A 21,152-nucleotide genomic window follows, 5' to 3' on the forward strand; every position below is an offset into this window, starting at 1 on the left:
GCCCTCTCGATAGCTCCAACACATTGCTTTGGTTTTCAACGAACTTAATTTATAGCGTCTTTTGGCGCCCTTCTTAGATATTGAATTAAATTATTGTGCTTGTCGTTTCCATGAAGGTCGGGTCATCCCATCCCAGGCCGACACTGTGGTCATAAATTTCTTGGTTGACCAGTGCCATGAACTGGTCACCCCACTTTTCGAACGCTACAGCCTGCACCGCGCCCGCCTTGAACAGCGCATCAAACCCTCTTTGGGGCAATTGCACCAGGTATGGCTGCAGTTGCCGGGCAATCCCGCCACATCCTTCAGCAAACTCCAAGTCACGCAGCAGCTTCTTGGCCGTATCGTCATACGGCACGATGACCGGCCTTTGCACACTATCAATCAGGCGGAACTTGGCCTCCAGGGTTTCGAACGGCAGGCTATCCACTCGACTTTCTTTCAGCAACCCCAACAGGTCGGGCAAATCAAGCGCCTTACTGCCCTTCTGCCAATACAACAACTCGAAATAGCGCCGGATGGATTGGGGAGACAGCGGGCTTTCCTCACCAATTTCGCGCATGACTTCACGCGCGACCTGCGCGTAACGCTTCAATTCCGGAGGCGGTGCCCATTCTTCGTTTTCTGTGATGAAAACAAGTACCTCACTTTCCGCCAAGGCGCGCTTGCCCTCCCGGTTACAACGACCCGCGGCCTGTGCAATGGAATCCAGGCCTGCCTCTGCCCGTAACACAGTGGGAAAATCGACGTCCACCCCCGCTTCGATCAATGAGGTCGATACCAGTCTGCAAGGCTTCCCTTCCTTCAGCAACTGCCTTACCTCACTCAATACCTCGCTACGGTGCTTGGCGCACATCAGCGTGGTGAGGTGTCTTGCTCCAGGCAGGTCATTCATGGCCTCGTACACTGCGCGTGCATGGCGCCTGTTATTCACAATGCACAGAACCTGATCGCGCGCTCGCATCTCGGCAGCGAGCGCTTCATCGCTCAACATGCCCACATGACGCACATGGACACGCTCCAGAGCTTGAAATAGCTTGGTGGGCGCAGGCGCTAGTTCACGGACACTTTCCTTTTCCAACCCCCCTTCAAAATCGGGGGCTTCTAGAGCGGGCTGTGTGGCGGTACATAACACCACGCTGGTGCGGTAGTTCCGCGCCAGCTCGTCGATGGCAGCCACGCACGGGCGCAACAGCTTCAACGGCATGGTTTGGGCTTCATCCAGCACAACCACACTACCTGCTATGGCGTGCAGCTTGCGACACTGCGCCGGCCGCGCTGCAAACAGGCTCTCAAAGAATTGGACAGCCGTTGTGACCACAATAGGCGCATCCCAGTTCTCCATCGCCAGGCGCAGCTTTTCAGTTGCTTCATAGCGATCGGGATCATTACGCGGAGTTTTTTCCGCTACGAACGCACTGTGATGCTCCAGGACTGCCGCCTCACCCTGCGCACCCAGAGCCTTGCGAAAGACCCGCGCAGTCTGCTCGACAATGCTGGTGAACGGTATTACGACAATGACGCGACGCAAGCCGTGTTCAATCGCATGATCCAATGCGAAGGCCAGAGAAGCCAATGTTTTCCCCCCGCCTGTGGGTACCGTCAGCGAAAACAAGCCGCGGTCCAGCTTCGCATTAGCGCGTACTTGCGCCAGGATTTCCGCACGCAACTGGTTTACATCAGAATTACTCTGGAATCCTGCGAGGTAGGTCTCTAGCTGATCGCGCAATGCAGCCAAGGTCGGCATTGCCCGATCCCTGGGGCTATTCCAATTCTCTATTGCACAGCTCTGATAGAAGCGCTCGGTATCGAGAAAATCCGCATCAACCAGGCATGAAAAGACCATGCGCGTCAGAAAGCTCAGCTGAAAATTTCCGCGTGCTGTGCTGTGTGCGCGAAATGCAGGCAGGGCCAGCTTGACGGGAAGGCTGATTTCCTGCTCCCAACGGGGATCCAACGTCGGTAGATCGCCGGCTTTCAGTCGGTATTGCAGTGGAGTCCGTTCACCTTCTGATTCACCGCCATTGGCCAAGCCCGCATGGTGTCCCGCAATGCCATAAGCCAATAGCTGCCCCAACGGGCCATATCGGGAGGCAGCAATCTGCGCCCCACGGGTGGAATGATCTACCCGCAATGCTTCCCCCTGCAGCTTCTGCTGAAACGACAGGCAATACTTTCCCACGTCATGCAGCAAGCCGGCTGTATGTCCCAAAGGACGAGAGCCAAACTGATCTGCAAATCTCCCGGCAAGCTCCGCTACTTGAGACAAGTGCTCCTGGAGTGACTGCCAATCGCTTTGATCCTGATTTTGAGTGGAGTGCGCAAAAAACCGCCCTGACATCCCGTCCATCCCCAACCTCCACGGCGCCGTTATTGATGGGCTCTGTCAGAACAAGGTTCAGCGCGTCAACCTCTCCAACGCCTCCCGATACTTCGCACTGGTCCCCTCCTGCACCTCCTGCGGCAACACCGGCGCAGGCGCCGTCTTGCCCCACGGCTTGCCATCCACCTGCGCAGTCTCCAGCCAGTCGCGCAGGTACTGCTTGTCATAGCTCGGCGGATTCTTGCCTGCCTTGTACGCCGCCTCGTAGCCATCCAGCGGCCAGTAGCGCGAGCTGTCGGGCGTCAGCACTTCGTCCATCAGGGTCAGCTTGCCGTCGGCATCCAGGCCAAATTCGAACTTGGTGTCGGCGATGATGATGCCCTTGGTCAGCGCATAGTCGGCCGCGGCCTTGTACAGCGCAATGCTCACGTCGCGCATCTGCGCCGCCAGTTCCGGGCCGATGGTTTTTTCCACCTGCTCGTAGCTGATGTTCTCGTCATGCTCGCCCACTTCGGCCTTGGCTGCCGGGGTAAAGATCGGCTCGGGCAATTTGGAAGCATTGCTCAGGCCTTCGGGCAGGGGCACGCCGCACACGCTGCGGCTTTGCTGGTACTCGGCCCAGCCGCTGCCGGCCAGGTAGCCGCGCACCACAGCCTCCACCGGCAGGGGCTTGAGGCGCTTCACCAGCATGCTGCGGCCCTGCACCTGGGCCACTTCCTCGGGGGCCACCACGCTTTCGGGGGCGTCGCCGGTCAGGTGGTTGGGCACGATGTCCTTGAGCTTGTCAAACCAGAACAGCGCCATCTGCGTGAGCAGCGCGCCCTTGCCGGGAATCGGCTCGCCCATGATGACGTCGAACGCGCTGATGCGGTCGCTGGCCACCATCAGGATGCGGTCGTCGCCCACGGCGTAGTTGTCGCGCACCTTGCCGCGGGCCAGCAGCGGCAGCGAGGTGATGGAAGAGGTGTGGAGTGCGTTGCTCATGCGGGCGTTTCCTTCGCAGGGAGGAGAAAAATCGGGCTGTCCTATTTTATGCCGCCACACCCCCCGCAAGCCTCCGTGGCAGGGCACGTTGAAGCGCTCGTACAAGCCTTATGCAATTTCTTTAAAAAGCATAAGAAAAAAATTTTTATACAAAAATAAGCATATAACTTTCCGTCCGGCCCATAATCCCAACTCCGGGTTTACCCCATAGTCCGTTTGGCCGGCCGCAAGCCGGCTCCTGCACACCAAGAAGTCGGCAAATGATTGAACTGGAATCGGTACGCAAGCGCTATCCGGCCCCACAGGGCGGTGGATGGTTCGATGCGGTACATCCCACCAGCCTGCGCATTGCGCAAGGCGAGATTTTCGGCCTGATCGGCCAGTCGGGCGCGGGCAAGTCCACCTTGCTGCGCCTGATCAATCTGCTGGAGCGGCCCGATGCCGGCCACGTGCGCATCGACGGGCAGGATCTGATGCAGCTCGATGCCCGTGCCCTGCGCCAGATGCGCCAGAAGATCGGCATGGTGTTCCAGCAGTTCAACCTGATGGCCAACCGCACCGTGGCGGGCAATGTGGCGTTTCCGCTGGAAGTCGCCGGCTGGAGCGCCGAACGCATCCGCGCCCGCGTGGCCGAATGCCTGGAGATCGTGGGCCTTACCGAGCGCGCGCAGCACTATCCGGCCCAGCTCTCGGGCGGACAGAAGCAGCGTGTGGGCATCGCGCGCGCGCTGGCGCCGCATCCCGCCGTCATCCTGGCTGACGAACCCACGTCCGCGCTGGATCCGCAGACCACCCAGTCCGTGCTCGACTGCCTGAAGGACATCAACCAGCGCTTCGGCGTCACCATCGTCATCGTCACGCACGAGATGCAGGTGGTGCGTGCGTTGTGCCAGCGGGCCGCCGTGCTGTCGGCCGGCCGCGTCGTCGATGTGGTGGAGGTGCAGGACCGCGACATCACTACCCACCATCCGCAAACGCGCGCACTGCTCGAGGAGGCATGAGCATGGAAGACGAAGTAATTGGCACCCTGGACGAAGAGACGCCCATCACCTGGGCCGGCGCCTGGGAACATCTGGCCGACATGCAGGACGAGATCGTGCAGGCCGCCATCGAGACCGCGCTGATGCTGGGCATCGGTCTGGGTGCGGCGCTGCTGTTCGGGCTGCCGCTGGGCGTGCTGCTCTATCTCACGCGCCGCGGCAACATGGCCGACAACCGCTGGCTGCATGGCCTGCTGAGCTGGGTGGTGAACCTGGTGCGCTCCTTCCCCTTCATCATCCTGATGGTGGTGTTGAGCGGCTTCACCCGCATGGTGGCGGGCACCTCGATCGGCCCGCTAGCCGCCGCCGTGCCGCTGTCGTTTGCCGCCATCCCCTACTTTGCCCGGCTGGCCGAGCAGTCGCTGCGCGAGATTCCGCGCGGCGTGCTGGAGGCAGCGCAGGCCATGGGTGCCAGCCCGCTGCAGATCATCGTGAAGGTGCTGCTGGTGGAGGCACGCGCCGGCCTGATTGCGGGCTTCACCATTCTCACCATCAGCTTCCTGAGCTACTCGGCCGTGGCCGGCGTGGTGGGCGGCGGCGGCATTGGCGATCTGGCCATCCGCTACGGCTACCAGCGTTACGACACAGTGGTGCTGGTGGCCATGTCGCTGTTGCTGATCGTGCTGGTGCAACTCATCCAGCTGGCCGGCAACTACGCCGCCGCCCGGCTCGACAAGCGCTGAAGCGCCCATCCCCGTTTTTTTCGTCCATTTCCCACAAAGAAAGAGAGAATCCCATGCAGCAATCCAAGCGCATCCTGATCCAGTCCGCCCTGCTCGCCACGGCCCTGGCGGCCAGCGGCGCCGTTCTTGCAGCCGATCCGGCCAAGCAGCAGATCGTCATCGGTACCACCGTCGGCGACTTCGGCGACCAGGTCAGGCAGAGCATCCGCCCGCTCCTCGAGAAGCAGGGCTACAAGGTCAAGCTGGTCGAGTTCACCGACTACGTGCGCCCCAACCTGGCGCTGCAGGAGGGCTCGCTGGACCTGAACGTGTTCCAGCACCGCCCTTATCTGGACAAATTCAGCGCCCAGCACAAGCTGCACCTGACGCCGGTATTCCAGGTACCGACGGCCCCGCTGGGCATCTACGCCGGCAAGCGCCAGGCACTGGCCGACGTGAAGCCGGGCAGCTCCGTCAGCCTGCCGAATGACCCCAGCAACCTGGCACGCGCGCTGGTGATGCTGGCCGATCTGGGCTGGATTTCGCTCAAACCCGGCATCAACCCGGTGACGGCTTCCGAGCGCGATATTGCCGCCAACCCGCGCAAGCTGGTGCTGCGCCCGCTGGAAGCGGCCCAGCTGCCGCGTTCGCGCGCCGATGTGGACTTTGCCGTGATCAACGGCAACTATGCGGTGAGCAGCGGCATCAAGCTGACCACGGCGCTGTACCAGGAAAAGAGCAACGCCTATGTGAACGTGGGCGTGATCAGGACGGCTGACGTGAACAAGCCCTGGGCGCGCGACGTGATTGCCGCCTACCAGTCGCCCGCGTTCAAGGCCTATGCCGTCAAGCGCTTCCCCGGCTACAAGCTGCCGCAGGTGTGGGGCAAATAAGCCCGCCCGGGGCATGATTCAGCCCCCGGTCTGCAGCTCCTTGAGCAGCGCAGGAAACTCGTGCGAGAGTTCCCGCGCCAGATAGCCCACCGGGCCCACGGTGCGGCCCGGCACCTTGCCTTGCGCTGCCTGGGCCTTGGCCTTGGCGTTGGGGAAGCCATCAGGTCGCCCTGATGGCTTACGCCTTGGGAGCCACTGGCACATCCTTGGCGGCCGTCACCGGCGTGCCGGCCTGCTCCAGCGGCGCCGTGAAGTTCACCAGCCGCGGCATGAGCTTGCCGTCGCGGAACCCCTCCGCATGGAAGTGGTACGACGTCACGCCGCAATTGGGCACATCGCCTTCTCGGTCGATCGCCAGAATCTCCTGTTCGGCCAGCCCTTCCAGCAGATAGCGCAGGCAGCTCACGATCACCTGGTGGCCCACCACCAGCACGCGCTGGCCATCGTATTCGCGCGCCGTCATCTCCATGAAACTGCGCAGGCGCAGGATCACATCGCACCAGCTCTCACCGCCAGGCGGCCGGAAATAGAATTTGCCCACCTGGGCGCGCTGCTCGAACAGGTCCGGAAACTTCTGCTGAATGCCGAAGCGCGTGTAGCGGTCGAGCACGCCGAACTCCTTTTCGCGCAGGCGCTCGTCCATGCGCAGCGTGGTCGGCATCTCGCTCACCTGCAGCATGCGGCGCGCCGTTTCTGCAGCGCGCAGATAGGGCGAGCACAACAGCACATCCGGCTGTTCCTCCGGTGGCAGCGTACTGAACCAGTACCCGAGCGCATCGGCCTGGCGCTCTCCGAGCAACGATAGCGGCGTGTCCATGTCGCGCGTGCCGATATCGAGCATGGGCAGCTGGCGCGAGTTGGCCAGATCGCTGGCCACGTTGCCGGCGCTCTGGCCGTGGCGCACCACCCAGAGCACGCTGGGCGCAGGAGAGGAAGGCTTGAAGATCGACACAGGCAGCATGGCGGGAATGGACAACAGGCCAGACTGTACGCAGAACGCGCACCGGCAAAGGTAGGACACCATCCACTGTGCATGCTCTGCACGGAGGTTTCATTGGGGATTTTCCCGGCGGCTCTGGTTTTCCATGAGGGCTATTAAAATTTTTATGCAATCCATATAATTATTCGAATTTCATAATTTTTGGTAAATCGCCATGTCCAGCGTCTACCCTCGCCCCGACCTTGGCCGCCAGATGGCCACACAGCTGCTGCGCCCCGGCCCGCTGGATGCGTCCTTGCAATCCGGCCTGTTCCTCTCCGGCCAGCGCCGCACCGGCAAGACCACCTTTCTGCAGCACGACCTGATCCCCGCGCTGGAGAGCATGGGCGCGCTGGTGATTTATGTGGACCTGTGGAGCGACGTGCAGGCTTCGCCCTCCTCGCTGGTGCACGCCGCCGTGCGGCAGGCGCTGGCCGAATTGCAGAACCAGGGCTCGCGCATGCGCAAGACGCTGGCGCGCGTGAAGGGGGCCGAAGTCGGTGCGCTGGGCTTCAAGTTCGGCTTCTCGCTCGACAGCCTGGGCAAGGAAGACGGCACCACACTGGCGCAGGCCATTGCCGCCATCGTGGAGCAGGCACAGACCGATGTGGTGCTGATCATCGACGAGGTGCAGCATGCCATCACCTCCGAAAACGGCCACGGCCTGCTGCTGGCGCTCAAGGCCGCGCGTGATGCCATCAACCAGAATCCGCAATCGCGCGGGCGTTTCTACTTCGTGGGCACCGGCTCGCACCGCGCCATGGTCAACGAACTGACGGCGCGGCGCAATCAGGCTTTTGCGGGTGCCGTGAGCGTGCCGTTTCCCTTGCTGGGGCGCGATTATGTGGAGCACCTGCTGCAACAGGCCGCCGATGGCGGCTTGGGCGCACAGATGCCCTCGCCCGAGGTGGCCTGGCACGCCTTCCAGACGCTGGGCCAGCGCCCCGAGGAAATGCTGCGCGCGCTGCGCCAGCAACTGGTGGCGCTGCAGGAGCAGCCGCAACTCAAGCCGGACGAGGTGTTTTCGGTAGTGGCCTCCACCCTGCGCAATGCCCTGGCCGGCGAGGAGCTGCGCCGGCTCGAGAGCCTGGGCGGCCTGGCAGAAGCCATCTTTGCCCGCATCGCCGCCACCGAAGCCGGCGAATCCAAGGGCCTGTTCACGCCCGATGCCCTGACTGCCTATGGCGAACACCTGCACCGCCCCGTGCGCATGGAAGAGGTGCAGCCCACCATCAATGCCATGCTCGATGAAAACATCGTGCTGCGCAAGGCGCACGGGCTGTATGCGATCACCGATCCGTTCGTGCACCAGGCGTGGAAGGAAAGCCGGGCGGTGCAGGGGCGCTTGCCCACATGAAAAAGCCCGCCATCAGTCCGGACTGAATGGTTCATCGCCTTCCTGCGCTGGAACGCGGCCACACGAAAAAAAGCCACCGCAAGACTCTCCCGAGTCTCCGGTGGCACTTTTTTGTTCAGCAGCAAGCGCCGTCAGGCGGCGCCCCCCACCGCTCAGCGCACCTGCTGCGCCAGCTCGCCCCTGGCGTATTTCTCGGCCATCACGCTCATCGGGATGCCCTTGATCTTTGCGCCCTGGCCTTCGCAGCCGAATTCCAGATAACGCTGCTTGCACACGGCCTTGGCGGCTTCACGCGCCGGCTTCATCCATTCGCGCATGTCGAACTTGGAGGGGTTCTCGTGCATGAACTTGCGCACCGCACCGGTCATCGCCATGCGGATGTCGGTGTCGATGTTGATCTTGCGCACGCCGTACTTGATGGCTTCCTGGATTTCCTTCACCGGCACGCCGTAGGTCTGCTTCATGGCACCGCCGTACTGGTTGATGATGTCCAGCAGGTCCTGCGGCACGCTGGAGGAGCCGTGCATCACCAGGTGCGTGTTGGGGATGCGGGCGTTGATTTCCTTCACGCGGCTGATGGCCAGCACGTCGCCCGTGGGCGGACGGGTGAACTTGTAGGCGCCGTGGCTGGTGCCGATGGCGATGGCCAGTGCGTCCAGCTGAGTGGCGGCCACGAACTGGGCGGCTTCCTCGGGGTCGGTCAGCATCTGGCTGTGGTCCAGCTTGCCGACGGCGCCCACGCCGTCTTCCTCACCCGCTTCACCGGTTTCCAGGCTGCCCAGGCAGCCCAATTCGCCCTCGACGGTGGCGCCGATCTTGTGCGCCATGGCCACGACCTGCTTGGTCACGTCCACGTTGTAGGCGAAATCGGCGGGGGTCTTGCCGTCTTCACGCAGCGAGCCGTCCATCATCACGGAGCCGAAGCCCAGATCGAGCGCGCCCTGGCAGATGGCGGGGCTGGTGCCGTGGTCCTGGTGCATCACCAGCGGAATGTGGGGATAGGCTTCGGCGGCGGCCTGGATCAGGTACTTGATGAAGTGCTCGCCGGCATACTTGCGCGCGCCTGCGCTGGCCTGCAGGATCACGGGTGCGCCGACTTCATCGGCGGCAGACATCACGGCCTGCACCTGCTCCAGGTTGTTGACGTTGAAAGCCGGGATGCCGTAACCGTTTTCGGCGGCGTGGTCCAGCAGTTCGCGCATGGAAACGAGTGCCATGGAAGAGTCCCCTCAGAAGTTGAAAAGCGATACAACCCGCCCTCCGGGGCAGGCCTGGATGTCATTGCGATGAAATTTGCGCCATTTTAGCCTGCCGGGGCGATTCGGGCACCCTTGTCGCAGGGCGCAGCAGGGACAAGTGCGCGCCCCTTGCGCTGGCGCAAGCTGCACCGGGCAGCCCGCACACTTCAGGCCGCGCGGCAGATCTTCAGCATGTTGGTGCCGCCCGGCGCCCCCATCGGCTCGCCGCAGGTGATGGCGTAGATATCGCCGCTCTGCAGCACCCCGCCCGCCTTGAGCTGGCGTTCGGCCTGGTGCAGCACGGTGTCGCGGTCGGCATGGGTGTCCATCAGCATGGTCTGCACGTTGCGGTACAGCGCCATGCGCCGCTGCGAGGCCACCTTGGGCGTGAGCGCGTAGATGGGGATGTTGACGCGATGGCGGCTCATCCACAGCGCGGTGGAACCCGATTCGGTCAGCGCCACGATCGCCTTGGCACCCAGATGCTGCGCCGTGAACAGCGCACCCAGCGCGATCGACTGGTCGATGCGGGTGAAGTTCTGCCCGGTGAAGTCTGCGTCGGTATTCATGGCCGGGTCGAAGCGCTCGGCCGCCTCGCAGATCTGCGCCATTTCGCGCACCGTCTGCAGCGGATACTTGCCGGCCGCCGTCTCGGCAGAGAGCATCACCGCATCGGTGCCGTCCAGCACCGCATTGGCCACATCGCTCACCTCGGCGCGCGTGGGGATGGGGTTGCTGATCATGCTCTCCATCATCTGCGTGGCCGTGATCACCACCTTGTCGAGCTGGCGGGCGAGGCGGATCATGTGCTTCTGCAGCGCCGGCACGGCCGCATTGCCCACCTCCACAGCCAGATCGCCGCGCGCCACCATGATGCCGTCGCTGGCCTGCAGGATGGATTCGAGCCGCGGAATGGCCTCGGCGCGCTCGATCTTGGCGATCAGGAACGGCCGGTGACCCAACCCGGCACCCGCCACATGGCAGAGCTGGCGCGCCATTTCCATGTCGGTGGCGCTTTTCGGGAAACTCACCGCCACATAGTCGGCCTCGAACGCCATGGCGGTCTTGATGTCCTCCATGTCCTTGCCGGTCAGCGCCGGCGCGGACAGGCCGCCGCCCTGCTTGTTGATGCCCTTGTTGTTGGAAAGCTCGCCGCCCTCCACCACCGTGGTGTGCACCGCCCGTCCGCGCACGGCATCCACCTTCAGCGTGATCAGACCGTCGTTGAGCAGCAGCATGTCGCCGGGCTTGACGTCATTCGGCAGCTCCTTGTAGTCCAGCCCCACGCCCTCGATGTCGCCCGGCTCGGTGCGGTCCGCATCCAGCACGAAGGGCTGGCCGCTTTCCAGCTGCACCTTGCCTTCGGCGAACTTGCCGACACGGATCTTGGGGCCCTGCAGGTCGGCCATGATGGCCACTTCGCGCCCTGCCTTCTGCGCCGCTTCGCGCACCATGCGGGCGCGGTCGATATGGTCCTGCGCGGTGCCGTGGCTGAAGTTGAGACGCACCACGCTCACCCCCGCCTGGATCATTGCCTCCAGCATTTCGGGCGTGCTGGATGCGGGGCCGATGGTGGCGACGATCTTGGTGGCGTGGTGGCGCATGGTGGGCGAATCCGGAGTCTGGACAGAAATCCCGCATCACCGCGACGCGGGCAAATAGCCATTCTTGCACGATCGGCGTGACATGCTGATGGCGGGTATCCCTAAAGAGAGCACTCCCGCCGCGACAAACCAGCGCTGTCTGCCCCCACAAACAAAAACCCGCCAGCGGCAAGGCGGGCGGGTTCGGTGTGCGCACAAGGCGCAGGGGTCAGGTCCGGACCATCAGGCCGGCACCACCGTCACGTCGGTGCGCGGCACACTGGTGGCGCGGCCGGCAAAGTCGGTCCAGCACATCTGCTTGAAGTCGTACAGCTTGCACTTGCGCGCAGTATCGAAGTACCACCTCCAGGAGAAGGCCTGCACCACGATGCGGCCCGGCAGCAGCTCTTCGAGCTTGGCCTGTGCCTTTTTCAGCTGGTACAGCGGGATGCTCATGTCCACGTGGTGAGCGGTGTGCTCCATGATGTGGTGCATGGCGGCGCCGATCTTGAACGGGAAGGTCAGGTGCACGGTGGTGGACACGAACGGTGCCGCCTTGCCCCAGGCCGTCTTGTCGTTCTGCCAGGTCACCTTCTCGTGCGTGTGGTGCACATACACCACGAAGCCGATCATGTAGAACCAGAACATTAGCGGAGCGGCCATGCCGAACAGGAAGGCCTGCCACACCGGCTGCTCATAGGCCAGCGCCAGCGCCGTGATGGCCACGGCCCAGACGATCCAGAACGCCACCACCAGGATGTTGTCCCAGAAGAAGACCGGACGGCGGGTGGGCATGTGCGTCTTGTTCGGGAAGAATTCCCGCTTCCACCAGATCTCGATCATGTAGTAGATGCCGGCGCCCCAGCCGCTGCGGTAGATGCGCTGCAGCAGGCGCTGCGTGGGCGACAGGGCGTCGAACTCCTCCTTGGTGAGCGGTTCCCAGACAAAGTCCACGCCCTTGAGGCAGGTGTAACCGTGGTGCACCACGTTGTGGCCCACGTCCCACAGGCTGTAGGCGGTGAGCGAGGGCATGAAGGCGATGCGGCCCAGCCACTTGTTGAGCTTGCGGTTGGGCGTGAGGCTCATGTGGCAGGCATCATGGCCGATGATGAACAGGCGGCCGATGACGAAGCCGGCTGCCAGACCGCTCAGCAGCTGCAGCCACCAGGCGTCGAACAGCACCGCGCCGGCGACCAGCGCGGAAAACAGGATGTAGTCCAGCACCAGCAGCACGAAGGCGTGCCAGTTGTCGCGCTGGGCAAACGGGTTGGTCCAGGAGCGGATCACCTTGCGGTGCGGCATCGGCTCGCCGGGGCCAATCGGCATCGGGGCGGGGGGTACAGCAGTAGTCTCAGTCATATCCGGTACAACAAGGCACAACAGTGTGCAGGGCGCAGCCCTGCTCGTGAAAGGCGAATGCTTTGCACAATTCTGCCCTTCCCGCTATAGGACTGCTGCTACATTCTATGAATTTCCCCCGGATTACGCCAGTATTACAGGAAAACCAAGGCGTAACCGGAGGGTAAGACTTGTGCTGCGGATGATGTACAGAGCGGCCCCGTCCGGATTGTTAATGTCCAACCGGCGGCATCTTCTGCCGCCGGGGTTTGGCATTCTGCTGTAGCAATAGCACCAGCGTGCCATTTATTGTGCGTCGCCCAGTTGCACCACGAGCTTGCCGAAGTTGTTCCCCTGCAGCATGCCGATGAAGGCCTCGGGCGCCTGCTCCAGACCGGTCACGCGGTCCTCGCGGAACTTGACGCGCCCTTCCTGCACCCAGCGGCCCATCTCCTGCACAAACGCCGGGTAGCGGTCGCCGTAGTCGTCGAAAATGATGAAGCCCTGCATGCGGATGCGGCGCGTCAGCAGGGTACCCATCAGCAGCGGCAGGCGGTCCGGACCGGCGGGCAGGCTGGTGGCGTTGTACTGCGCAATCAGGCCGCATAGCGGCACCCGGGCGCCCACGTTCAGCAGCGGCAGCACCGCATCGAACACCTTGCCGCCGACGTTCTCGAAATACACGTCGATGCCGTTGGGGCAAGCAGCAGCCAGTTGCTCGGCAAAATCTGCAGCCCGGTGATCGATGCAGGCGTCGAAGCCCAGCTCTTCCGTGACATAGCGGCACTTCTCTGCGCCGCCCGCCACGCCGACCACGCGGCAGCCGCGGATCCTGGCGATCTGGCCCACCACGCTGCCCACCGCGCCGCTGGCGGCCGCCACCACCACGGTTTCACCCGCCTTGGGCTGGCCGATGTCGAGCAGCCCCATGTAGCCGGTAAAGCCGGGCATGCCCAGCACGCCCAGCGCCATCGAGGGCTGGGCCATGTCGCGATCGAGCTTGAACAGACCCTTGCCGTCGGAGAGGCTGTAGCGCTGCCAGCCGCCCATGCCTTGCACCAGGTCGCCTTCCTGAAAGTCCGGGTGGCGCGAAGCCAGCACACGGCCTACCGTACCTCCGGGCATGACCTCGCCGATGGCGGTGGGGGCGGCATAGGATTTGGCATCGCTCATGCGGCCCCGCATGTAGGGGTCAAGCGACAGGAACAGGTGCTCGATCAGGACTTCGCCCTCGCCCGGTGCGCTGACCGGAACGTCCACCTGGCGGAAGTTGTCGGGCGTGGGTGCGCCCACCGGGCGCGAGGCAAGCTGGATTTGCGTGTTGCGAAGCTGCTGGAAATCGGGGGTCATGGGTTTTCTCCTCACATCAAGGGGACAAGGGACTCAGGCGGCGAGCGCGGGATAGTCGGTATAGCCCTTCGTGCCACCGCCATAGAAGGTGGACGTGTCCGGCGTGTTGAGCGGCGCGCCCTGCACCAGGCGCGCCGGCAGGTCGGGGTTGGCGATGAAGGCCTTGCCGAACGATACGGCCTGCGCATAGCCGCTGGCCAGTGCTTCTTCGGCCAGTTCGCCGGTGTAGCGGTCGTTGGCCAGGTAGGCACCGTGCCACAGCTGGCGCAGGCTCAGAATGTCAGCATGCGGCACGTTGGGATCGACTTCGGCCAGCCCGGCCTCGCCCTCGACCATGTGCAGATAGGCCAGGCCGCGCTCGTCCAGCGCGCGGATCACATGGCCGAAGGTAGCCATGGGGTCACTGTCGCGCATGTCGCCGAACGGGTTGTTGGGCGACAGGCGCACGCCCACGCGGTCCGCACCCCAGACGCCGCATACGGCGTCCACCACTTCCAGCAGCAGGCGGGCGCGGTTCTGCACTGGTCCGCCGTAGCCGTCGGTACGCTGGTTGGAGCCGTCGCGCAGGAACTGGTCCAGCAGGTAGCCGTTGGCGCCGTGCACTTCAACGCCGTCGAAGCCGGCATCACGCGCATGGCGCGCTGCAGTGCGGTAGCTGTCCACCACGCCCGCCAGTTCCGACTCCTCCAGCGCCCGCGGCGTCACGAAGGGCTGCAGGCCGGTTTCGGTGAAGATCTGGCCGGAGGGCTGGATGGCGCTCGGAGCCACCGGCAGGGCCGCATTCAGCTGTACCGAGGGATGCGAGGCCCGCCCGACATGCCACAGCTGCAGCACCACGGTGCCGCCCGCCGCATGCACGGCATCGGTGACCTGGCGCCAGCCGGCCACCTGTTCGGCGTTGTAGATGCCTGGCGTGCCGGGGTAGCCCTTGCCCTGGGGCGAGACCTGGGCGCCCTCGGTGATGATCATGCCCGCGCCGGCGCGCTGGCGGTAATACTCCACCATCAAGGCGCCGGGCACGTCGCCGGCATCGGCCCGGCTGCGCGTGAGCGGCGCCATGACGACGCGGTTGCGCAGGTGCAGGGCGCCGAGCTGCGTGGGGCTGTTCAGGTGCGGGCGCCGGGAGTTCGTATCAGTCATGAGAAGTCTTTCTTGGGAGGGGAGAGGGAACACTATGAGTAGACCGGTCGTCTAACAGAGGCATAAAAAATGGCACGCCCATGCAGCATGGTTCATGCCGCGGGCTGAGGCGGCAGCCGCAACAGCAGCTGCGTGGTACGCAAGGCAGTTTCCAGGGCACTGCGGTCGCGCCGGACCTTGGTGAGCATGGTGGCGCCCAGCCACAGTTCATAGAGAGATTGTGCGGTCTGCGCCGCGTCAAGATCCGCCGGCAGCGAGCCGTCGGCGATGCCTTCGTCCACGCAGTCGCGCAACTGCCGGATGACCTGCGCCGTGCCTTGCGCCAGGGCCTGGCGCATGGGGTCGGACAGGTCGGAAACTTCCGCCCCCAGCTTGACCACCATGCACTTGTGCTCGGTGCCTTCGGCGGATTGCGTCTCGACCCACAGCTGCCAGTAGCGCATCAGGCGCTGCGCAGCCGTGCCGCCGTGACAGTCGGTCAGGATGGCCTGCAGGCGGGACAGGTAGCTGTCGAAATAGCTTTCGAGCAGGGCCTGCCCGAAGGCTTCCTTGGACTTGAAGTAATGGTAGAACGAGCCCTTGGGCACGCCAGCCGCCTGCAGGATCTCGGCCAGCCCGACGGCGGCAAAGCCTTTGCCTTGAATAATGGGAGCTGCCGTATCCAGAATGTGCTGACGGCTGCAGGCGTAATCCTTGTGCATGGGGGCAGCATACACAGAATTAGACCAGTCGTCTAGAACCTGAAAAAAGCAAAGCCCCCGGCGGGGGCTTGCAGTCCGGGGCGCGCGGTCCGTCAGCCGTTGGCGCGCTTGGCCAGGATCTCGAAGGCCGGCAGCGTCTTGCCTTCCAGCACTTCCAGGAAGGCGCCGCCGCCGGTGGAGATATAGCTCACGTCCTTGTCGATGCCGTACTTGGCAATGGCGGCCAGCGTGTCGCCGCCGCCGGCAATGCTGAAGGCATCGCTGGCTGCAATGGCGCGGGCAATGGTTTCGGTGCCGTGGGCGAACTGGTCGAACTCGAACACGCCGACCGGGCCGTTCCAGACGATGGTGCCGGCGGCCTTGAGCTTGTCGGCCAGCAGCTGCGCCGTCTTGGGGCCGATGTCCAGGATCATGTCGTCCTCGGCCACGTCGGTGGCATCCTTCACCTCGGCCTTGGCATCGGCCTTGAATTCCTTGGCCGTCACCACGTCCACCGGGATCGGCACTTCCGCGCCGCGCGCCTTCATGGCCTCGATCACCTTCTTCGCTTCTTCCACCAGCTCGCCCTCGGCCAGCGACTTGCCGATATGCAGACCGGAAGCCAGCATGAAGGTGTTGGCGATGCCGCCACCCACGATCAGGCCGTCGACCTTGTCGGCCAGGCTCTGCAGGATGGTGAGCTTGGTGCTGACCTTGCTGCCGGCCACGATGGCGATCAGCGGGCGCTTGGGATTGGCCAGGGCCTTGCTGATGGCGTCCATTTCGGCGGCCAGCAGCGGGCCGGCGCTGGCCACCGGGGCGAACTGGGCGATGCCGTAAGTGGTACCTTCGGCGCGGTGCGCGGTACCGAAGGCATCGTGCACGAAGATGTCGCACAGCTTGGCCATTTTCTCGGCCAGCTCGGGCTTGTTCTTCTTCTCGCCCACGTTCAGGCGGCAGTTTTCCAGCAGCACCACCTGGCCGGGCTCGACGTCCACGCCGTCCACCCAGTTGCTCACCAGCTCCACCTCGCGGCCGAGCAGCTCGGACAGACGCGCCGCCACGGGCGACAGGGAGTCTTCCGGCTTGAACTCGCCTTCGGTCGGGCGGCCCAGGTGGGAGGTGACCATCACGGCAGCACCGGCGTCCAGCGCCATCTGGATGCAGGGCAGCGAGGCACGGATGCGGGTGTCCTCGGTGATGTTGCCGTTATCGTCCTGCGGCACGTTCAGGTCGGCACGGATGAAGACGCGTTTGCCCTTGGCCTGACCGTTGGCACAAAGATCGGAGAAGCGGATGAATTGCATGGCGGGTTCCTGTGTGGGCAGAAAATCATGAAAACTGGATGACTGCGGCGATTATAGGAAGCATGCAGGCCGGTGCATGCCAATGTGCACCGTTTTGATGCCGTACGCTGGCACAATGGACTTGTGACGTGCGCCGGTTCGGCACGCAATCCCGTTGAGGAAGGAACAAGCCATGAAGATCCTGCTCCCCGTCGATGGCAGCGCCCTGTCGTTGCATGAAACCCGTTTTGCCCTGCGCCTGGTGCAGGAGGGTCTGAAGGCCGAGTTCGTGCTGGCCAACGTGCAGGAGCCCGCCTCGTTCTACGAGCGCCTGACCGCACGCGACGACCAGGAAATGCTGGCCAACGTGGCGCTCGAAGCCGGTGCCGACAGCATGGCGGCATCCGCCCGGCTGCTCGAATCCTTCAATGTGCCGTATGAAACCGCTGTGCTCACCGGCGATCCGGTGCCGGCCATCCTGGAACTGATCGAGTCCTACGGCTGCGACATGGTGGTGATGGGTTCGCGCGCGCTGGGCCTGGTGCGCACCGCCCTGGAAGGCTCCACCTCCAGCAAGCTGGTGCAGGACTCGCCCGTGCCGGTGCTGCTGGTGAAGCCGCCGGAAGTCGAGGACTACGACATCGAAGGCCAGGACGCCGCTGACGAAGCCTGAGCGTTCAGTCCGGATCCCTGGCGCTGCGCTCGTCCAGCAGCTGCGCCTTCTCTTCCACCTTGGCCCAGTCGTCCGCATCCGGCAGGGCCGCGTGGGTGCGCGCAATCACCGGCCACTTGCGCGCCAGATCGGCGTTGATGGGGATGTACTTGCGCTGGTCCTTCGGCACATCTTCCTCGGGAAAGATGGCGGCCACGGGGCACTCCGGGATGCAGACCGCGCAGTCGATGCACTCGTCCGGATCGATCACCAGCATGTTCTTGCCTTCGCGGAAGGCATCCACCGGACAGACGTCCACGCAGTCGGTGTATTTGCAGTTGATGCAGGCTTCGGTTACGACATGGGTCATGGCTCTCTCCGTCAGGGGCGATGGACGCAGGCGGGTCAGCGCCGGGGGTTGCGCACCCGGATGGCCGGCGGCGGCTGCCAGGGCGCGGGCGGCTGCACCGGAAACTCGGCCGGATCGGGCGGCAGCAGGTCAGTCAGGGTGTAATCGTCGAAATAGTCCAGCATCTGCTGCAGGGCGCCGCTCATGATGCCGGTCAGGCGGCAACTGCCGGCCAGGGCGCAGCTCACGTCCTGCGTCAGGCAGTTCACCAGGTAGAAATCGGGCTCCATGCCGCGCACCACAGCTCCGATGCCGATGTCGTCCGGCGCCACGGCCAGGCGGATGCCGCCGCCCTTGCCACGCACCGTCTCCAGCCAGCCCTGGCGACCGAGTTGATGGGTGATCTTCATCAGATGTGCCTCGGACACCCCGTAGGCATGCGCAATTTCGGCAATGGTGCACAGGCGCTCCGGCTGCTGCGCCACGTACATCAGCAGGCGCAAGGCGTAATCGGTCATGGTGGCAAGGCGCATGGCAACTCCCCCTGAAGATCCACGGGATAAAGATACATGTCATATATATCTTATTGGGCACAATCCGCCTGTCAACGGGAGGCCACCCTGCCGGACGGGTTATTGCGGGCACAAAAAAAACCGCCCGGTGCACCACGGTTCCTGCAGCAGGGCCCAGGAACGGGTGCGCCGTGCGGCGCAGGAATACAGACGCAACGCCCGCAGGGAGCGTCGCGCTTGCAGCCTTACATTTCGACGCGCTTGCCGTCCTTGTAGGTGTACAGCGTCACGGCCGGCTTCTGCAGCTCGCCCTTGTCGGTGAAGCTGATTTCGCCGGTCAGGCCCTTGAAGTTGGTGGCTGCCAGCTTGGACAGGTACACGGCCGGATCGGTGGAGTCGGCTGCCTTCATGGCTTCGATCAGCACGCGGGCCGCGTCATAGGCGTAGGGGCTGTAGATCTGGAACTGCTTGGGATACTTGGCTTCGTAGCCCTTGAGCCAGTCGGGGCCGCCGTCCATCTTCTGCACGGAAGAGCCGCCGGTGGCGCAGATCACGTTCTCCACGGTCTTGGAGTTGGAGGACAGCTCGGGCAGCTTCTCGGTACAGATGGCATCGCCGCCGAACAGCTTGACGTTGTCCAGACCCAGCTGGCCCATCTGGCGCAGCATCGGGCCGGCCTGGGCGTCGAGGCCGCCGAACAGGATGGCGTCGGGCTTCTTGGCCTTGATGGCGGTCAGGATGGCCATGAAGTCGGTGGCCTTGTCGGTGGTGAACTCGTTGGCCACGACCTGCATGCCGTTCTTGTCGGCAGCGTTTTTGAACACCACGGCCAGGCCCTGGCCGAAGGCGGTACGGTCATCGACGATGGCCACGGTCTTGACGCCGTTCTTGGCGGCATGCACGGCCACGGCTTCACCCAGCTGATTGTCGTTGGCGATCAGGCGGAACACGTTCTTGTGGCCGGGCTTGGTCAGATCCGGGTTGGAAGCCGAGGCGGTGATCATCGGGATGCCGCACTTGGCGTAGACGTCGGATGCCGGGATGGTGGTGCCGGACTGCAGGTGGCCGACCACGGCAGCGACCTTGGAGTCGCACATCTTCTGGGCCACGGCCGTGGCCTGCTTCGGATCGCCGGCATCGTCTTCGGCCACGATCTTGAAGTGCACCGGCTTGCCGCCGATCTTCACGCCGGCCGCATTCGCCTCGTCCAGCGCCAGGCGCACGCCGTTTTCCACGTCCTTGCCGATGTGGGCAATGCCGCCGGAGATGGGGCCGACGGTGCCGAAGGGCACTTCGACCGCGCCGGCGTCAGCCGCTGCAGCGGGGGCGGCGCCACTGGCACCGGCGCTGGCGCCGGCAGCCGGCTCCTGCTTGGAACAGCCGACGACAGCAGTCAGGGCGGCCAGAGCCAGGACATTCAGGCTCAGGGAAAGGGAACGTTGCATGGGGTGTCTCCTAAGGGGTATCGGGATCTATTGCCATGCGCACACCAAGCCTCCTGGGCCGGCACCCGCGTAAGCAATATGGAAGCGCAGTGTAACCGGGTTTTTCAATGTTGCAAGGTCAGCAGAATCCCGTATTTGGCACGATCGTTCGCTGCAACATCTACCAGCCCAGTCCGAGGTGCAGCGGCAGGTAGACGGCCATGCCGACCAGGATGGTGCCCATCACGCTGCGGCGGTAGAAGAACCAGGCGGCACCGGCCAGCGCGCCATACAGGCGGGCGTCGTTCCAGCTGGCGAGCTGGTTGTCGGGCGTCATCACGATGGCCGGAATCACGATGGACGCCAGGGCGGCCGCAGGCGCGTACTGCAGGCCGCGGCGGAACCAGCGAGGCATGGGCAGCTCGCGACTGGAGAGGAAAAACAGGCTGCGCGAGACGATGGTGACCACGGTCAGCCCCAGGATGATGAGCAGCGTGGTCCAGTCCGTCTGGCCCGGCAGGGTGGTGTCAAAGCTCATCGCCGGGCCTCGCGTGCATCACGCTCGTCGGAGCTGTGGCGCAGCACCGTGTATTCCAGCGCCAGACAGACCGCCACCGACACCACGATGGCCGCCACCAGGTTGAGCTTGAGCGGGAGGTTCCAGGCCAGCACGGCCACGCCGCCGGCCAGCGTGGTGGCGAGGATGCGCATGCGGTTGTCCAGCGTGGCGCACAGCACGCCGAGCACCGCCAGCGTGCCGGCAAAGCCCAGCCCCCACGAGAGCGGCAAGGCATGCGCCACCAGCACGCCCAGCGTGCAGGCAGTGCACCAGGCCACGTAGTTGGTGGCCGTGCTGCCCACGTACCAGGCAATCTGCTCGCCGCGCAGCTGCGGCTCATCGGACGGATGCGGATAGCGCTGCACGAACAGCACGTAGTTGATGTCGCCCGAGAGATAGCCGAACAGCACGCGCTCGCGGAACGGCAGGTGCCGCACATAGTCACGCAAGTGAGCGCTGAAGACGACGAAGCGCAGGTTCACGCAGAAGGCCGCGGCCAGCACCACCCACACCGGCGCGCCCGCGGCGATCAGCGGAATGGCAGCCAGTTGCGCGGTGCCGGCAAACACCAGCAGCGTCATCAACAGGCCCTCGAACAGGCTCAGGCCGGAGTTGGTCATGGCCACCCCGGTCATCAGGCCCCAGGAGGCGATGCCGAGCCAGAGCGGACGGTAGGCGCGCGAGCCCTCCCAGAAGGCGCGCTGGCGCAGCATGGCACGCGAGAGCACGCGCGGCTCGAGTGCGAAGTCGCGCGGCACCGTGGCGCCGTGCAGCTGCTGCACTTCGGTGGTGGATGGCATGGT

At 64.2% G+C, this 21,152-nt stretch carries 21 protein-coding genes; 5 read left to right on the plus strand and 16 right to left on the minus strand.

The window, feature by feature from the left end; translation table 11 throughout:
- Positions 1–85 precede the first annotated feature (85 nt).
- Both cas3 and KKQ75_RS10325 read right to left on the minus strand, forming a co-directional pair.
- Entirely contained in the window at positions 86–2,350 is a 2,265-nt protein-coding gene (cas3, locus tag KKQ75_RS10320) for a CRISPR-associated helicase Cas3' (RefSeq protein WP_213362064.1), read from the minus strand.
- 48 nt (positions 2,351–2,398) lie between these two features.
- Positions 2,399–3,307: a phosphoribosylaminoimidazolesuccinocarboxamide synthase gene (locus KKQ75_RS10325; RefSeq protein WP_213362065.1), complete on the minus strand. Its 909-nt coding sequence runs from the start codon at positions 3,305–3,307 to the stop codon at positions 2,399–2,401.
- Between the two features lie 260 nt (positions 3,308–3,567).
- On the opposite strand from KKQ75_RS10325, the gene KKQ75_RS10330 reads away from it, so the two are divergent.
- From KKQ75_RS10330 to KKQ75_RS10340, 3 genes are all read left to right on the plus strand, one after another.
- Positions 3,568–4,308 carry a methionine ABC transporter ATP-binding protein gene (locus tag KKQ75_RS10330; protein ID WP_213362066.1) on the plus strand — a complete coding sequence of 247 codons (741 nt, stop codon included), beginning with the start codon at positions 3,568–3,570 and terminating at the stop codon, positions 4,306–4,308.
- Between the two features lie 80 nt (positions 4,309–4,388).
- Positions 4,389–5,030: a methionine ABC transporter permease gene (locus KKQ75_RS10335; RefSeq protein WP_213362776.1), complete on the plus strand. Its 642-nt coding sequence runs from the start codon at positions 4,389–4,391 to the stop codon at positions 5,028–5,030.
- Between the two features lie 53 nt (positions 5,031–5,083).
- Positions 5,084–5,902 (plus strand): MetQ/NlpA family ABC transporter substrate-binding protein, encoded by an 819-nt coding sequence (locus KKQ75_RS10340; RefSeq protein WP_213362067.1) that lies wholly within the window; start codon positions 5,084–5,086, stop codon positions 5,900–5,902.
- Between the two features lie 18 nt (positions 5,903–5,920).
- Here KKQ75_RS10340 and KKQ75_RS10345 read toward each other — a convergent pair whose 3' ends face one another.
- Positions 5,921–6,106 carry a hypothetical protein gene (locus KKQ75_RS10345; RefSeq protein WP_213362832.1) on the minus strand — a complete coding sequence of 62 codons (186 nt, stop codon included), beginning with the start codon at positions 6,104–6,106 and terminating at the stop codon, positions 5,921–5,923.
- On the minus strand, positions 6,081–6,863 hold the full coding sequence (locus tag KKQ75_RS10350) for a histidine phosphatase family protein (RefSeq protein WP_213362068.1): 783 nt from the start codon (positions 6,861–6,863) through the stop codon (positions 6,081–6,083). The genes KKQ75_RS10345 and KKQ75_RS10350 overlap by 26 nt, the downstream gene beginning before the upstream one ends.
- A gap of 193 nt (positions 6,864–7,056) precedes the next feature.
- Here KKQ75_RS10350 and KKQ75_RS10355 point away from each other — a divergent pair, with 193 nt between their 5' ends.
- Positions 7,057–8,238: an AAA family ATPase gene (locus KKQ75_RS10355; RefSeq protein WP_213362069.1), complete on the plus strand. Its 1,182-nt coding sequence runs from the start codon at positions 7,057–7,059 to the stop codon at positions 8,236–8,238.
- Between the two features lie 152 nt (positions 8,239–8,390).
- Here the strand turns inward: KKQ75_RS10355 and fba are convergent, their stop codons facing one another.
- The 7 genes from fba to KKQ75_RS10390 form a co-directional block, all read right to left on the minus strand.
- Positions 8,391–9,455 carry a class II fructose-bisphosphate aldolase gene (fba, locus tag KKQ75_RS10360; protein WP_213362070.1) on the minus strand — a complete coding sequence of 355 codons (1,065 nt, stop codon included), beginning with the start codon at positions 9,453–9,455 and terminating at the stop codon, positions 8,391–8,393.
- A gap of 188 nt (positions 9,456–9,643) precedes the next feature.
- Complete coding sequence (pyk, locus tag KKQ75_RS10365) at positions 9,644–11,080, minus strand: pyruvate kinase (protein ID WP_213362072.1); 1,437 nt, start codon at positions 11,078–11,080, stop codon at positions 9,644–9,646.
- 222 nt (positions 11,081–11,302) lie between these two features.
- Positions 11,303–12,385, minus strand: coding sequence for a fatty acid desaturase (locus KKQ75_RS10370; protein ID WP_349772155.1), 1,083 nt, complete (start codon positions 12,383–12,385; stop codon positions 11,303–11,305).
- A 318-nt stretch (positions 12,386–12,703) separates the two neighbouring features.
- Positions 12,704–13,747 carry an NADP-dependent oxidoreductase gene (locus KKQ75_RS10375; RefSeq protein ID WP_213362074.1) on the minus strand — a complete coding sequence of 348 codons (1,044 nt, stop codon included), beginning with the start codon at positions 13,745–13,747 and terminating at the stop codon, positions 12,704–12,706.
- 33 nt (positions 13,748–13,780) lie between these two features.
- The gene (locus KKQ75_RS10380) at positions 13,781–14,887 is read right to left on the minus strand and encodes an alkene reductase (protein ID WP_213362075.1); all 1,107 of its coding nucleotides are present in this window, start codon (positions 14,885–14,887) and stop codon (positions 13,781–13,783) included.
- Between the two features lie 92 nt (positions 14,888–14,979).
- Complete coding sequence (locus tag KKQ75_RS10385) at positions 14,980–15,588, minus strand: TetR/AcrR family transcriptional regulator (protein ID WP_213362076.1); 609 nt, start codon at positions 15,586–15,588, stop codon at positions 14,980–14,982.
- A 92-nt stretch (positions 15,589–15,680) separates the two neighbouring features.
- Positions 15,681–16,874 carry a phosphoglycerate kinase gene (locus KKQ75_RS10390; protein ID WP_213362077.1) on the minus strand — a complete coding sequence of 398 codons (1,194 nt, stop codon included), beginning with the start codon at positions 16,872–16,874 and terminating at the stop codon, positions 15,681–15,683.
- A gap of 172 nt (positions 16,875–17,046) precedes the next feature.
- On the opposite strand from KKQ75_RS10390, the gene KKQ75_RS10395 reads away from it, so the two are divergent.
- Positions 17,047–17,526, plus strand: a complete 480-nt coding sequence (locus tag KKQ75_RS10395) for a universal stress protein (protein WP_213362078.1) — start codon at positions 17,047–17,049, stop codon at positions 17,524–17,526.
- Positions 17,527–17,530: 4 nt separating this feature from the next.
- On the opposite strand, the gene fdxA is transcribed toward KKQ75_RS10395, so the two are convergent.
- From fdxA to KKQ75_RS10420, 5 genes are all read right to left on the minus strand, one after another.
- Positions 17,531–17,875, minus strand: a complete 345-nt coding sequence (gene fdxA / locus KKQ75_RS10400; RefSeq protein WP_213362079.1) for a ferredoxin FdxA — start codon at positions 17,873–17,875, stop codon at positions 17,531–17,533.
- Positions 17,876–17,910: 35 nt separating this feature from the next.
- On the minus strand, positions 17,911–18,387 hold the full coding sequence (locus tag KKQ75_RS10405; RefSeq protein WP_213362080.1) for an RrF2 family transcriptional regulator: 477 nt from the start codon (positions 18,385–18,387) through the stop codon (positions 17,911–17,913).
- 224 nt (positions 18,388–18,611) lie between these two features.
- Complete coding sequence (locus tag KKQ75_RS10410) at positions 18,612–19,811, minus strand: branched-chain amino acid ABC transporter substrate-binding protein (protein ID WP_213362082.1); 1,200 nt, start codon at positions 19,809–19,811, stop codon at positions 18,612–18,614.
- A 160-nt stretch (positions 19,812–19,971) separates the two neighbouring features.
- Entirely contained in the window at positions 19,972–20,328 is a 357-nt protein-coding gene (locus tag KKQ75_RS10415; RefSeq protein WP_213362084.1) for an AzlD domain-containing protein, read from the minus strand.
- On the minus strand, positions 20,325–21,149 hold the full coding sequence (locus KKQ75_RS10420; protein WP_250131067.1) for an AzlC family ABC transporter permease: 825 nt from the start codon (positions 21,147–21,149) through the stop codon (positions 20,325–20,327). The genes KKQ75_RS10415 and KKQ75_RS10420 overlap by 4 nt, the downstream gene beginning before the upstream one ends.
- Positions 21,150–21,152 lie beyond the last annotated feature (3 nt).

The sequence above is a fragment of the Brachymonas denitrificans genome (assembly GCF_907163135.1).
GTDB lineage: Bacteria > Pseudomonadota > Gammaproteobacteria > Burkholderiales > Burkholderiaceae_C > Brachymonas > Brachymonas denitrificans_A.